The 12,960-nt window shown below is 38.9% G+C and carries 14 protein-coding genes; 5 read left to right on the top strand and 9 right to left on the bottom strand.

All coding sequences use genetic code 11. The annotated features are described in order from the left end of the window. Positions 1-116 precede the first annotated feature (116 nt). A complete protein-coding gene (locus tag AB3G38_RS11270) occupies positions 117-980 on the top strand; it encodes an AMP nucleosidase (RefSeq protein WP_367868566.1) in 864 nt (287 codons plus the stop codon). On the opposite strand, the gene AB3G38_RS11265 is transcribed toward AB3G38_RS11270, so the two are convergent. The 6 genes from AB3G38_RS11265 to AB3G38_RS11240 are packed head-to-tail and all read right to left on the bottom strand — an operon-like array spanning position 977 to position 6,247. Further along, a complete protein-coding gene (locus tag AB3G38_RS11265) occupies positions 977-1,480 on the bottom strand; it encodes a histidine phosphatase family protein (RefSeq protein ID WP_367868565.1) in 504 nt (167 codons plus the stop codon). The two genes, AB3G38_RS11270 and AB3G38_RS11265, sit on opposite strands and share 4 nt — an antisense overlap. Positions 1,481-1,488: 8 nt before the next feature. After that, positions 1,489-2,427, bottom strand: a complete 939-nt coding sequence (locus AB3G38_RS11260; RefSeq protein ID WP_367868564.1) for a glycosyltransferase family 9 protein — start codon at positions 2,425-2,427, stop codon at positions 1,489-1,491. Between the two features lie 54 nt (positions 2,428-2,481). Beyond that, on the bottom strand, positions 2,482-2,973 hold the full coding sequence (gene rfaE2, locus AB3G38_RS11255) for a D-glycero-beta-D-manno-heptose 1-phosphate adenylyltransferase (RefSeq protein ID WP_367868563.1): 492 nt from the start codon (positions 2,971-2,973) through the stop codon (positions 2,482-2,484). Positions 2,974-2,983: 10 nt separating this feature from the next. After that, the gene (gene gmhA / locus AB3G38_RS11250; RefSeq protein WP_367868562.1) at positions 2,984-3,538 is read right to left on the bottom strand and encodes a D-sedoheptulose 7-phosphate isomerase; all 555 of its coding nucleotides are present in this window, start codon (positions 3,536-3,538) and stop codon (positions 2,984-2,986) included. Then, the gene (gene rfaE1, locus AB3G38_RS11245; RefSeq protein ID WP_367868561.1) at positions 3,538-4,521 is read right to left on the bottom strand and encodes a D-glycero-beta-D-manno-heptose-7-phosphate kinase; all 984 of its coding nucleotides are present in this window, start codon (positions 4,519-4,521) and stop codon (positions 3,538-3,540) included. Before rfaE1 ends, gmhA begins: the two co-directional genes overlap by 1 nt. Before the next feature lie 40 nt (positions 4,522-4,561). Beyond that, entirely contained in the window at positions 4,562-6,247 is a 1,686-nt protein-coding gene (locus AB3G38_RS11240) for a helix-hairpin-helix domain-containing protein (RefSeq protein WP_367868560.1), read from the bottom strand. Positions 6,248-6,362: 115 nt separating this feature from the next. On the opposite strand from AB3G38_RS11240, the gene AB3G38_RS11235 reads away from it, so the two are divergent. Continuing rightward, the gene (locus tag AB3G38_RS11235; RefSeq protein WP_367868559.1) at positions 6,363-6,971 is read left to right on the top strand and encodes a hypothetical protein; all 609 of its coding nucleotides are present in this window, start codon (positions 6,363-6,365) and stop codon (positions 6,969-6,971) included. A 57-nt stretch (positions 6,972-7,028) separates the two neighbouring features. Continuing rightward, positions 7,029-8,342, top strand: coding sequence for a hypothetical protein (locus AB3G38_RS11230; protein ID WP_367868558.1), 1,314 nt, complete (start codon positions 7,029-7,031; stop codon positions 8,340-8,342). A gap of 41 nt (positions 8,343-8,383) precedes the next feature. On the opposite strand, the gene AB3G38_RS11225 is transcribed toward AB3G38_RS11230, so the two are convergent. Continuing rightward, positions 8,384-9,274, bottom strand: coding sequence for an Rpn family recombination-promoting nuclease/putative transposase (locus AB3G38_RS11225; RefSeq protein ID WP_367868557.1), 891 nt, complete (start codon positions 9,272-9,274; stop codon positions 8,384-8,386). A 160-nt stretch (positions 9,275-9,434) separates the two neighbouring features. Beyond that, on the bottom strand, positions 9,435-11,204 hold the full coding sequence (gene sppA / locus AB3G38_RS11220; RefSeq protein WP_367868556.1) for a signal peptide peptidase SppA: 1,770 nt from the start codon (positions 11,202-11,204) through the stop codon (positions 9,435-9,437). 94 nt (positions 11,205-11,298) lie between these two features. On the opposite strand from sppA, the gene folK reads away from it, so the two are divergent. Next, positions 11,299-11,796, top strand: a complete 498-nt coding sequence (gene folK / locus AB3G38_RS11215; protein ID WP_367868555.1) for a 2-amino-4-hydroxy-6-hydroxymethyldihydropteridine diphosphokinase — start codon at positions 11,299-11,301, stop codon at positions 11,794-11,796. Between the two features lie 20 nt (positions 11,797-11,816). Continuing rightward, positions 11,817-12,194 carry an Hpt domain-containing protein gene (locus tag AB3G38_RS11210; RefSeq protein ID WP_367868554.1) on the top strand — a complete coding sequence of 126 codons (378 nt, stop codon included), beginning with the start codon at positions 11,817-11,819 and terminating at the stop codon, positions 12,192-12,194. A 77-nt stretch (positions 12,195-12,271) separates the two neighbouring features. Here the strand turns inward: AB3G38_RS11210 and pssA are convergent, their stop codons facing one another. Beyond that, on the bottom strand, positions 12,272-12,955 hold the full coding sequence (pssA, locus tag AB3G38_RS11205; RefSeq protein WP_367868553.1) for a CDP-diacylglycerol--serine O-phosphatidyltransferase: 684 nt from the start codon (positions 12,953-12,955) through the stop codon (positions 12,272-12,274). Positions 12,956-12,960: the final 5 nt, after the last annotated feature.

Below are 12,960 nucleotides of genomic sequence, written 5' to 3'. Positions count from 1 at the left end.
TAACGGGGATTTTTTTTTAACTTGTTATTTGACCACAATTAACCAGTATCAGGAGGTTTGTCCTGAAAATTGTCCGCTCTCTGGCTGCTATGGTGCAGTCCATAATTATTAATGATATGAACGAAGAAAAAGAAGTAAAAAAAGACGAGGCTATTGTAAAAAAATCGAAGAAGAACAAAGAAGTAGATTCACCGGTAAAAGCGGGTTTGAAATCTAAAGGAGATATAGTTAAAAACTGGTTGCCAAGATATACCGGCCGTCCGCTGGAAGAATTCGGAGAATACATTTTACTGACTAATTTCAGTAAGTACCTGCAAATGTTTTCGGAATGGAATGGCAATGCGCCAATCATGGGATTGGATAAACCAATGCAAAGTGTTACTGCAAACGGGATTACAATTATCAATTTCGGAATGGGAAGCCCAATGGCGGCAACCATGATGGATTTACTGACTGCAATTATGCCTAAAGCAGTACTGTTTTTAGGCAAATGCGGTGGATTGAAAAAGAAAAATCAACTAGGAGATCTGATTCTTCCGATTGCTGCAATCAGGGGAGAAGGTACTTCTAAAGATTACCTTCCGGCAGAAGTGCCTGCATTACCTTCATTTGCTTTACAAAAAGCAATTTCTACGACCATCCGTGACCATTCACGTGATTACTGGACCGGAACCTGCTATACGACTAACCGCAGGGTTTGGGAGCATGATAAGCATTTTAAGAAATACCTTAAAACTTTGAGAGCAATGGCAGTAGATATGGAAACAGCAACAATTTTTACCACTGGTTTCGCTAACAAAATCCCTACCGGAGCTTTATTGTTAGTTTCTGATCAGCCAATGATTCCTGAAGGCGTGAAAACTACTGAAAGTGACAGCACAGTAACGACAAATTATGTAGATACCCACCTTAAAATCGGTATTGATTCTCTGAAACAATTAATCAATAATGGATTAACTGTGAAACACCTTAAGTTCTAAACAGAATCAGTGTTTTTGGGATAATCAAATAAGCGTAGACTTCCTGTATGATGGCTTACCGATGACCAGTCATCAAATGGGAAATCTATGTATACCACACTTGCAGTAGGCAGATTATAGACGTGTGCATCAGCAAGATAATTCAGAAAATCTGTTAATCCGGGGTTATGTCCGAAAAGTGCCACCTGGTTATATTGTGGGTCAAGTTTATTCACTATGGCCAATAAAGCGGTTATATTAGCCTCGTAAATGGATGGTTCTTTAAGAATATTTTCCTTTGGTATATTCCAGGTTTCTGCAAAGTGTTTTGCAGTGGTCAAAGCTCTTTTAGCCGGACTGCTCACTAATAATTCAGGAATAAGATCCCTTTTACTCATACGCTCCGCCATTTCAGGAGCGTTTTTGTTACCCCTGTGATTTAACGGTCTGTCAAAGTCAGCAATTCCGCTTGCCGCCCAGTCCGATTTGCCATGTCTTACTAATATCAGTTGTTTTGCCATCCTTTTTCTTATTCGTTTGAGAAATTAACAATTATCTCCCCCGGAAGTTTTTCCATACAATCGAAATGTCCAAGCGGGCATTTCTCTAATCCGAATTTGGAGCAGGGTCTGCAGGCTAAATCAATACCTGCGAGTAACGAGTTTTTTATTTTATAAGGATAAACGCCTAGTAATTCGGGCGTGGTGCCTCCCCAGATAGAGGCTATAGGTTTATCAAATGCTTCGGCTATGTGGGTTAGCCCGGTATCAAAACCGATTACCTTATGTGCCTGGGAAACAAGGAAGACAGACTGATCCAGATTGGTTAGTCCACAGGTAGAATAAATATTTGCCCCTACAGCTTGTTTAATCTCTTCTGCGTTGTCTTTGACATCATTACCGCCTAGTAGTACAATCGGAAGATTAATCCCTTTACAGATCTCTATAATCTTATGATTGGGTAATCTTTTAGTGAAATGTGTTGCACCAATAACAAAAGCAACAAATTTTTCCTGATGTGTAGCAGGTAACAGGTCCTGAATCTGATATTCCTTCGCTACATAATAGTCAATTGGTTTGTTGTCATTTTCTACCCCAAGAAATTTCACCGTTTCCAGGTACCGGTCTACCAAATGATCTTTAGAGAAAAGACTGGTCCATTTAAATTTAAGGGCCAGCCATTTTTTTACCGTATCTTTTTTATAAGTAGAAGAAGGGATACGGGTCGATAACTTGATAATTGTTGTGCGAAGGTTATTGTGCAGATCAATAATCAGGTCAAATTTTTCGGCTTTTATATCTTTGATTGTTTCTGCCAGCGTTGGTTTTAAGAAATGTAATTTTGTTAAATAAGGGTTTTGCTGATAGATATATTTAAACTGTTCTTTAGTCAGAAAGTGAACTTCACAGCCTGGTATTTGCAGTTTTAAACAGCGGATAACGGGTGTGGTATAAATAATATCACCCATTGAACTGAATCTGATAACCAATATCTTTTTAGGTATGTTCAAAAGTCTGGTACGTTAAGAGTTTTTTATTTTTTCAATGATTGCGGTAGAAGAGTATCCTGGTAAAAAGCTTAATACCTGTACTTTGCCGCCATTTTCAATCACTTCTTTAGCGCCCGCAATTTCTTCTATTTTATAATCGCCTCCTTTAACCAGTACATCTGGCAGGACTTTTTTTATGAGTTCCAATGGGGTATCTTCATTAAAAAAGACCACTGCATCAATAAAAGACATCGAACCCAAAATGACAGATCTGGTGATTTCATTATTGACTGGTCTTGACGGGCCTTTTAATCTTTGTACAGAATCATCGCTGTTCAAACCAATAATCAGAATATCCCCTAAGCTTGCTGCTTCAGTTAAGTAAGTGATGTGTCCGGCGTGTAATAAATCAAAACAGCCGTTCGTAAATACAACTTTCTTGCCTTCTCCTTTCCAGTAATTCACCAGTGGATTGAGTTCAGTTAAAGAAACAATTTTTGGGCTTAAGGAATGATTGATACTCATGTTGACTAATTTAATATAAGTTATCTACTGCTTTACAAAAGATATGTCCGATCAGGATATGCATCTCTTGTATACGTGCTGTAACATCATCAGGTATAATAATGTTTAAATCGCATAAATTATTCATCTGGCCGCCGTCTCTTCCTGATAAACCTAGTATTTTACACCCCATTTCTCTGGCTGTATGTAAGGCCTGGATAATATTAGGGCTATTACCACTGGTCGATATGGCTATAAACAGATCGCCAGGACGGGCAAAAGCCTCTACTTGTCTGGCAAATACCCTTTCAAAACCGTAATCATTACTGATCGCTGTTAAAGCAGAGGTATCTACAGTCAAAGCTATTGCTGGTAAGGCTTTACGGTCTTTAACGTATCTTCCGGTTAATTCAGCGGCTATATGCTGGGCATCAGCGGCGCTGCCACCATTACCTGCCAGGAGTACTTTTCCTCCGGCGAGAACGGTGTCTGTAACTAGTTTACAGCCGTTTTCGATTCCAGGAACCAGTTTGGCAATAACCTGGTCAATTGTATTTTTATGATGATTAAGTTCTTCTAATATCATTAGTTTGTTGTTTTGATAGCGGCTAAAATTTCATCAACCGTTGTAGTGGCACTGCCAATGTGTTTAATCACAATGGAAGCTGCATAGTTTGAAATCTGACAAGCTTCTTCTACAGTCAGGCCCAAAGTTAAGCAATAAGCGAGTGTCGCAATTACAGTATCACCTGCACCGGTAACATCATAAACTTCGGTAGCCATGACTGGCAGGATCTGATGGCTGTCCGGGGTAATAATAGCTATTCCTCCTTCAGAAAGCGTTACAATTAAATAGGCTGCATGAGTGGTGTTAAAAATAACTTCAGCAGCTTTAACCAGCTCTTCAGGACTATGTATTTTCTCCGTTTTTGCTGCCTCCGCAAGTTCTTTACGGTTTGGCTTAATCATAAACGCACCTTTATATTTGGTGTAATCAAGTCCTTTAGGGTCAACGAGGATTCGTTTTTGATGCTGGTTACAGTAATCGATCAGTGTGAGACATAAAGTTTTAGTGAGCAGGCCTTTATTGTAATCAGAAAGGATAATGATATCACTGGCTTCGATATGGGCATAAACCGCTTTCAGGAAATTTTCTTCCAGCACAGCTGAAATATCATGTGTTTCCTCATGATCTATCCTTACAATCTGATGGGTAGAGGCAATTACCCGTGTTTTTACAGTTGTCGGACGTGAACGATCAGTTAAGATCAGCTGTGTGTCAATATTTTTAGTTTGCAGTATCGCTTTAATTTCTTCTCCAAAACTATCATCGCCAATAATACCGGCAAGGGATACCTGGGCACCCAGATCGATCAGGTTACTGGCAACGTTAGCTGCACCACCAATTATTTTATTTTCTTTTTTGACATTTACAATAGGTACAGGTGCTTCTGGTGAAAGCCTGGACGCACTGCCAATGATATAATGGTCAAGCATCAGGTCACCTATCACAAGGATCCTGGGTTTTTGACTCTGATGGTGTGCATGATATAACTTTTCTGCAAGCATGTTTATAGATTAATGTTCAAAGATAGGTATAATGGTATACTTAAATCCCGGGTTTTACGCTGTTAAAAAAAGTCGTAATTTCAGCTAAAGTGAATGCGTTCAAACACTGTTTTGCTTGCAAGCCTCCTTTTCTTCCGATGTATACACCGTAGTGCATATCTCTGAAGCCTTCCATACGGTGGGCATCAGGATTAACCGAAAGCAATACCCCTTTTTCCAGTGCATAACGATGCCATCTCCAGTCCAGATCTAAACGCAGTGGATTAGCATTAATTTCAATGACTACATTATTGGCTGCACAGGCATCGATGATTTTAGCATAATCTATAGGGTAACCTTTACGGCTGAGTAATAGGCGTCCGGTTGGATGGCCCAAAATTGTTGTGTAAGGGTTTTCCACTGCTTTAATCAGTCTTGCTGTTGCCTTTTCTTCATCCATTCTTAAATTGCTATGGACTGAGGCCACAACAAAATCAAATGTTTTGAGCACATCATCATTGTAATCCAGGGAGCCGTCATTCAGAATATCACTTTCAATTCCTTTAAATATTCTGAAAGGTGCCAGCTTTTCATTGAGGGCGTCAATTTCTTTATGCTGGGCGAAGATACGCTGCTCATTTAGCCCATTGGCGTAAAATGCAGATTTAGAGTGATCACACATACCAAGATACTCCAGATGAAGGGTTTCTTTACAGTAAACAGCCATTTGTTCTAAGGTATGTACGCCGTCACTCCAGGTAGAGTGGTTATGAAGACTTCCTTTAAGGTCATTGTAAGTGATCAGTTCTGGAAGTTTGTTTGCTTTTGCAAGCGCAATTTCGTCCAGTCCTTCTCTGAGTTCCGGAGTCACGAAAGCGAGTCCGGCTTTGCTGTAAATAGCCTCTTCATCTGCAAAAGGACCATCGCCAGCTAAGGCTAAAACTTCCGTTACATGAGCTTCATTACCGGTTAGTTTAAAGAGATTCAGCTCATAAGCTGCTTTCGGGTAAATGTGTAACTGTATTTTTAAGCCGAAAGTGCTCATCGCTGTATATTGATTTTCTGTCTGTTGTTCGAAAATGAGGTCTTTCAGTAGCGGAAGACTGGCTACAACAGCTGCCGGATCTTCTGCACCGATCACAAAATCAAGTTCATTGATAATTTCGAGGTATCTGCGGTATTCTCCGGCAACGCTGAATAAAGTATTTTTACTGAGCTTATTTAACCAGATTTCCAGTTCTGCCGACAAAGTACTGACCAGTGTTTCTGCTTGCGCATACAGGAATTTACCCTGGGCAGCCATCTTAAACTCAATGACTTTTTTGATTTCTTCCTGTGTTTTTAATCCAAAACCTTTGGCCTCTATCAGGCGGTTTTCGTTACAGGCATAATAAAGTTCTCCGATGTTCTCAATGCCGAGGTCTTTCCAGATCACCACAATCTTTTTTGGACCAATACCTTTGATGCCAAGCATTTCAACAATTCCTTCTGGTGTTTCTGCAAGAATATGCTGCAGTTCTGTCATTGTTCCGGTCTGAAGCAATTCTGCAACTTTAGCGGCAGTACTTTTACCAAATCCATCGATTTTTTCGATTTCTTCGACGGTTTTACTGCTGATTGCATAAGGTAGCTTGTCTACTTTAAATGCAGCATTTGCTATAGATTTAATTTTGAAAGGGTTCTCCTTGTGAAGCTCCATCAATTGTGAAAGGAGTCTGAGACTACGGGCTATGGTTTTGTTTTCCATCGGTGGTAAAAATAAATAAAAAGAAGCGTTTTTTCGGAACAATGTGTTTCTGATCCTGTTACTAAGGATGTACCTGTTGTTTTCAGGAAAGTATACAAACTAATATTTGATATTGATGAAGAAATTAAATTATACGGGATTGCTGCTGATTGCTGTAGCTACGGCTTGTCATTCTCCGGAAAATCAGAAGAAAGATCCTTTATCAACTGCGCATGCGGTTACTGCTAAAGAAGAGCAAAAAATAGATAGCAACAGGCTGATTGTTGCTGGTAAACAGGCGGGTAATATTTATCTTGGGCAGGATGTACAGGATGTATTTAAATTATTAGGCAAACCTGATGATGGTGATGCAGCGATGGGAAGTGCATTGGCAATCTGGAATAAAAAAGAGCCGTTGCTTATCTTTTCTTCTTATCGGGACAGCAATATGGTGATTAAGGCCGTTAAACAAGTTTCTGTTTCTGCTCCTGGTTTTAGTACAGCAGAAGGAATTCATACTGGTGTAAGTTTAAAGGCATTAAAGGCAGCATATCCTGAACTTGAAAAAGCAGCAGCCTATACACATCTCCAAACAAAAGCCGGGCTTACGGTTTATGATGCTGTAGCTAAAGGAATTGCCTTTGATATACAAAAGGATATTTGTACTGCAATTACTATACATCCTTCCAATAAATCTGTTAATGAAGTTTATCTGACCATGTACCCGGGCTGGAAGAAATTGTAAGCTGCGCATCTGGTTCCCTGGATTATACTTATCTTATGGGAATATCATTTTATTCTTATGAAAAAGCATTTCAATAAAGCTATCTTTTATATTTTATCCTTGTTTCTTTTTGGCGGGATTGTATCTTGTAAAAAAGAAAATACTGCTACCGATCCACCTGTTGGGGTCAAAAACGGTGCAGCAGATACGCTGGCTGTTTTATTCCGGAATTCGTACCGGGTGTATGAAATGCAGCGGAATGCGATCGGGATTTACAGAGACTCAAAATTATTTAAGGGAACTGATTATCATCCGGCTTCTGTAGCTAATATTGGCATCGGACTGGTATCACTTTGTATTGCAGATCAAATGAAATGGGTTAATGATGCAGATAAACAGGCTGTTATTACCCTAAGAAGTATTCTTGCACGCAATAAGACTTTTAAACTGGATGTAAATGCAGCTGGATTTCCGCGGCATTTTGTGAATATGGAAACTGGTTCACAGGAATGGGGTTCTGAATACAGTACAGTCGATGCGGCTATTATGGTTTCAGGAGCTTTATTTTGTAAGAACTATTTTAAAAATAATCAGACAATTTCCGGGCTTGCGGATTCTTTATATCAATCTATTGACTGGTCAAAAGCAATTGCCGATCCGCTAACTGGTAAGCTTTATCTTACGCTTGATGCAAATGGTAAGGGGATAGGTACTACTTCAGTTTATAACGAATACATGCTGCTGGCTCACCTGGCTTATAAAGCAGAGAATGGGAAAGGAGGGCCTGCAACTAATTTATGGACTAATTTCTACGCGAATACAGCCAATTTACCTAAATCGAATTATGCTGGTTATGAGCTCCTTACTGATTATCCGGGTTCATATCTCTCTGATTTTATTCCTCAGTTTTGCTATTATCTGTGTCAGCCTTATTCGGCAAGCCCGGCTTATATGAACTATATGAAGAATGCAATGCTGGCCGATCAGCAGTGGTGGACAGGAACTGGTGTTACAGCACGTTACGAATGGGGGCTGGGAGCAGGGAGCGATCCTTCCGGCTACCATGCAAATCGAATTAATGACAATGCCGGACAGGTGGTTTCTCCCCATATTATAGGTGGTTTTATTCCGGTTAATGCTACTGCAAAGAATGATTTGATGAGCTTATACAGAGCTAATAAAGGAGTTTACAAACTTCCTGGAACTGCTTATGATATTTTATGGAGATATAGTAAGAAGGATCCTGCCTGGACAGCGAATGAAGTTCAGGGGATTGATTATTCAACAATGCTTTTCGGACTGGCTACCTTAGATGAGCATTGCGGTAAAGATTTTTTTACCGTAAATAATAATTATAAGTTTCCTGCATTTGCTTTTGTGAGTGTGAAATGATTTAAAGGTGAGGCTATAGCATATTATAGCCTCACCTTTGGTTAAAGGCCTTCTATTTCTTCAATAGAGAGTGCAGTAAACCCGGCAATTTTAGCCAGCTCAAAATTTTCTTCTTTCATTTTTTTGGCAATGGCCAGTGCAGTTTCATGTTTTCCTTGTTCAAGCCCTCGTTCAAGCCCTTTTTCCATCCCTTCTTTTTCTGCTCTTTCTTTTGCACATTCCATCAAGCCTATATCGTCTTCTTCCTGTTGTAAAATCGATATGTATAAAAGTTGTTGTTCTGGTGATAATTCGTTCATTTCAGCGATCTTAAATATTTTTTCAAAAACACGTTTATCCAGATATTTAGGAATCTGATTTAAACTGTGCATGTGTTTGAGCATATAAACCCATTTGTCCAGCTCATTTTTCAGTTCATCTTCTTTCTTCTCAAATTTAGGCAGTTCCAAAAACTTAAATCCCAGTCCATTGTGGAATATTTTACCTGTACCTGTATTCACCAGTGAAATACTTTGCAAATAATCATCACTCAGACAATTCTTCATGTTAAAATCCAGGATTGCAATCAGGAAAACTTCTTTCAGTTTAACTTTCCAGTTACCCTTGCTCATCAACTTCTGCTGTTGAATGAGCCGGCTCAGGTAAAAAATGCAGCGATCTTCAAAATTATCATGTGCTGCCCGCTGCATCTCCACGATAAATTGCTCACCCTTGTCTCCGGTACATAACAAATCGAAGAAGATCTTTCTATCCTCCTTGCCGTCACCAGCGAGTTCAGTTGGATTATATACAAGATCAATAATGTGTTTTTCTCCCTCAAACAATGCGTTTAAAAAGGCGATCATGGTCTCTTTATTAGGCTCGCCGCCGAAAAGGTGTTTGAATCCAAAATCTGATAATGGATCAATGTATTTATTTGTTATAGCCAACATAATTCTTAATAATTTATGGAAAGCTAATCAAGTTTTATATTTAAAAGGTAATAAATATCTAAATTGTATATAAAAAGTTTTATGAAGAAAAAAAATTAAATAAAAAAGCTGCCTCACAATTACTCGTGAGGCAGCTTTTTTAGCTTTTATAAAAGTGATGCTACTGAATATTGATTTCGAATGGCATTCTTGCCTGGATACCACTGTTAACCACTACCTTTTTCAATTGCTGATATAACAGGAAGTTTTCTCCGAATTCCTGTTTTGCATAATACATTCTTACATTATCTCCCGCATCTGATAAGAACGATTTTAAAGGATCTGTTTTCTCAGGATATTCTACAATTTTATAACTGCTTAGTTTCGCTTTTTTACCAGCGGCAACAATTGCATCATTAAAACTGCCGATTTTATCTGCCAGACCGATTTTTACTGCATCAGTACCTACCCAGACATGTCCGCCTCCTATAGAGTCGATATATGCTTTAGAGCGCTTACGTCCTTCTGCAACGCGGCTGGTGAAAGTATCATAGACATGGTTAACATCTGTTTGAATGATTAATCTTTCTCCCGGAGTTAACGGACGGTTTGTACTCATGATATCAGCATACTGACCTGTTTTTACACCGTCAAAAGTAATCCCTATTTTATTGGTTAACAGGTTCTGGAAATTAGGAATAATACCGAATACACCAATAGAACCAGTAATGGTATTTGGCTGTACAAAAATAGAATCGGCTGCACAAGCAATATAGTAACCGCCCGAAGCCGCAACATCGCCGAAAGATGCCATTACAGGTTTTACTTTTTTAGCCAGTACAATCTCTCTCCAGATCACGTCTGATGCCAGTGCACTTCCGCCACCCGAATTTACACGAAGTACAATAGCTTTAATTTTATCATCCTGTCTGGCTTTTCTGATGGCACGTGAAATGCGCTCTGAACCGATTGATTCATCACTGCCTTCACCACCTGTAATATCGCCATTGGCATAAATGACAGCTATTTTGTCTTTGCTTTCAGTGTTTTCTTCTTTCTGATTGGTTGCATAGTCATTGATAGTCACAGTAGCGATAGTTTCATTTTTGCCTGTTCCGCTCAATGCTTTCAGTTCATCAATGACTTCATCCTTGTACTTAAGGCCATCTATCATTTTATAAGCCAATGCATCCTCAGGAGTCTGAATTTTATAAGTATCAGCCATTTTATACAAACTATCTTTTGGAATATTTCTGGATACAGAAATACCTTCCAGGAAAGTACTATATAAACCACCAAGGTAAGCGGTAACCTGCTGACGGTTGTAATCGCTCATTTTAACATTTGTGAATGGCTCTACTGCACTTTTATAATTACCAACGCGGATAATCTGTGCTTCTACACCCAGTTTTTCCATAGCGCCTTTAAAAAAGGTCAGCTGAGAGCTAAAGCCTTTGAATTCTAAAGCACCTTGTGGGTTCAGATAAACTTTATCAGCAACTGAAGCCAGGTAATAAGCGTCTTGTGTATAAACCTCGCTATAAGCGATGATCTTTTTTTTACTGCTCTTAAAGTCAATCAAGGCATCTCTTATTTCTTTTAAAGTTGCTTTTCCTGCTCTTGGAGAACTTACATTCAGATAAAGACATTTAATGTTATCATCTGTCTTTGCTCTTTTTAAGGCCCGCATCAGATCGTTAAAGCCAAGGCTTTTTCCGACGTTTGAACCTATAATAGGCAGGTTGTCCAGTGTTTTGTTTGGTGTACGTTCTTTAATGGTCTGGTCAAGGTTCAGGTAGAGCACCGAGTTACTGACAACATCCACAGTTTTGTCGCTGTCTATTGAAGAAACCAGTGCGACCACAAAAACTATAAAGAAAATGGCAATAAGGAAAGTGGAAATGATAATTCCTACGACGGTAGCAAAAACATATTTAAAAAATTCTTTCATGTGGATGTTTAATATTTAATTTGTAAATATATTAAGAAACTAACTGAGATTTATCAACTAAATTCAGGCTTGCTCTTAATGAATTAGCTTTGATATGGGATTGGATTATAAAACGGTTTATTTGTTACTGGGAAGTAACCTGGGAGAAAGAAAAGAGTTAATTGAAGAAGCTATTTCAAAGATTGAAAGCCGTATCGGGTCAATAGTCTCCAAATCAGCTTTATACGAGACTGCCGCATGGGGTAACGAAGATCAGCCCCCTTTTTTGAATGTGGCAATTGGTGTGGAAACAAACAAAACTGCTGATTTGGTGTTGGACTTAGCATTGGAGATAGAACAAGAACTGGGCAGGATAAGATTAGTGAAATGGGGTGCCAGGCTGATTGACATCGATGTGATTTTATATGGACAGGAAATCATTAATGATGGAGAGCGGTTGCAGGTTCCGCACCCAAGGATGCAGGACAGGAGATTTGTATTGGAACCCTTAGCAGAAATTGCAGGAGAAGTTGAGCATCCTGTGTTTAAACAGCGTATATCAATATTATTATCTTTATTAAAAGATAATTTAACCGTGTATAAAATATTATAAATTTATTAGTTTTGTTTCAAATGATTGACGAAGAAAAAAATAACAGCCCCCTTGATCTGTCTTATCTCCGGGATATGTCTGGTGACAGTGCTGAGTTTATGATTGAAATGATAGATATGTTTAAGGTACAAACACCTTTATATGTTGCAGATCTTGAACAATCATTTGAAGCTCAGGACTGGGAAAAGATGGCAGGCTATGCACATAAAATAAAACCTACGCTATCTTACGTGGGCAGAGAAGATGCCCGCGGACATCTCCAGTTGATAGAAAATAATGCACGGGATCTGAAAGATCTTGAGGACATGCCGCGCGTATTGAAAGAATTGAATGAATTTGTAGAAATTTTGTACAGACAGCTTGATGAAGCGAAAGCGGAGTTGGCAAAAAGATTGTAAAAGGAATCTTTAAAAAACAAAAAAGCTGTCAGTGAATCATAAGATCCGCTGACAGCTTTTTTTTATCAGGTCATTGATTACAGCTTCGGCACACGCCTGAAATGTAATAAAGATAAAGCAATGTAAAGTACCAGTACAAACGGAACCGCAGCGAATTGCAGAAAAGCAATCAATATTGCTGAAAGAATCAGAAATATGAACTTTATTTTATTCGGTTCCCATTTAAATGAGCTGAATTTCAAAGAAAAAATCCTGATTTCACTGGTGAGCAAAAAACTCATGATCACTGTAATGGCAATTAGTAAAACAGAAGAACCAATCAATGCCGGATAATCTTTCCGGATAAATGGCAGGGACACAATAAACAAGGTATTCATAGGTGTATTTAAACCGATGAAATCTTCTGTCTGCCTGGTATCTATATTAAACTTAGCCAGACGCAGTGCAGAGAAAATGGTCATCATAAATCCCAGGTAGGGCAGGTATGGAGAGGAAAAATCACTCTGTGTAAGTAACTGGAACATCACCACTCCTGGTAAAAATCCAAAACTTACCATATCTGCTAAAGAGTCAAGCTCTTTGCCAATAGGGGATTTCACATGCAGCAACCTGGCTGCAAATCCGTCAAAAAAGTCGCATATACCGGATATTAATACGGCATATGCTGCAATATTTAAATCTCCTTTAAATGCAAAAACCACGCCTATACATCCCGAAAAGAGATTGGCACAGGTTAATGCATTGGGAATGTGTTTCTTCATATCCG

It is taken from the genome of Pedobacter sp. WC2423 (assembly GCF_040822065.1).
GTDB lineage: Bacteria > Bacteroidota > Bacteroidia > Sphingobacteriales > Sphingobacteriaceae > Pedobacter.
This window is presented reverse-complemented; position numbering and strand designations above follow the sequence as displayed.

Excerpts from the sequence above, each read along its gene's own strand:
- AB3G38_RS11260 (WP_367868564.1), bottom strand. The coding sequence starts at position 2,427 with ATGGGTGATATTATTTATACCACACCCGTTATCCGCTGTTTAAAACTG.
- gmhA (WP_367868562.1), bottom strand. The coding sequence starts at position 3,538 with ATGATATTAGAAGAACTTAATCATCATAAAAATACAATTGACCAGGTT.
- AB3G38_RS11225 (WP_367868557.1), bottom strand. The coding sequence starts at position 9,274 with ATGTTGGCTATAACAAATAAATACATTGATCCATTATCAGATTTTGGA.
- AB3G38_RS11265 (WP_367868565.1), bottom strand. The coding sequence starts at position 1,480 with ATGGCAAAACAACTGATATTAGTAAGACATGGCAAATCGGACTGGGCG.
- pssA (WP_367868553.1), bottom strand. The coding sequence starts at position 12,955 with ATGAAGAAACACATTCCCAATGCATTAACCTGTGCCAATCTCTTTTCG.
- rfaE1 (WP_367868561.1), bottom strand. The coding sequence starts at position 4,521 with ATGCTTGCAGAAAAGTTATATCATGCACACCATCAGAGTCAAAAACCC.
- AB3G38_RS11210 (WP_367868554.1), top strand. The coding sequence starts at position 11,817 with ATGATTGACGAAGAAAAAAATAACAGCCCCCTTGATCTGTCTTATCTC.
- folK (WP_367868555.1), top strand. The coding sequence starts at position 11,299 with ATGGGATTGGATTATAAAACGGTTTATTTGTTACTGGGAAGTAACCTG.
- AB3G38_RS11230 (WP_367868558.1), top strand. The coding sequence starts at position 7,029 with ATGAAAAAGCATTTCAATAAAGCTATCTTTTATATTTTATCCTTGTTT.
- sppA (WP_367868556.1), bottom strand. The coding sequence starts at position 11,204 with ATGAAAGAATTTTTTAAATATGTTTTTGCTACCGTCGTAGGAATTATC.
- AB3G38_RS11270 (WP_367868566.1), top strand. The coding sequence starts at position 117 with ATGAACGAAGAAAAAGAAGTAAAAAAAGACGAGGCTATTGTAAAAAAA.
- rfaE2 (WP_367868563.1), bottom strand. The coding sequence starts at position 2,973 with ATGAGTATCAATCATTCCTTAAGCCCAAAAATTGTTTCTTTAACTGAA.
- AB3G38_RS11240 (WP_367868560.1), bottom strand. The coding sequence starts at position 6,247 with ATGGAAAACAAAACCATAGCCCGTAGTCTCAGACTCCTTTCACAATTG.
- AB3G38_RS11235 (WP_367868559.1), top strand. The coding sequence starts at position 6,363 with ATGAAGAAATTAAATTATACGGGATTGCTGCTGATTGCTGTAGCTACG.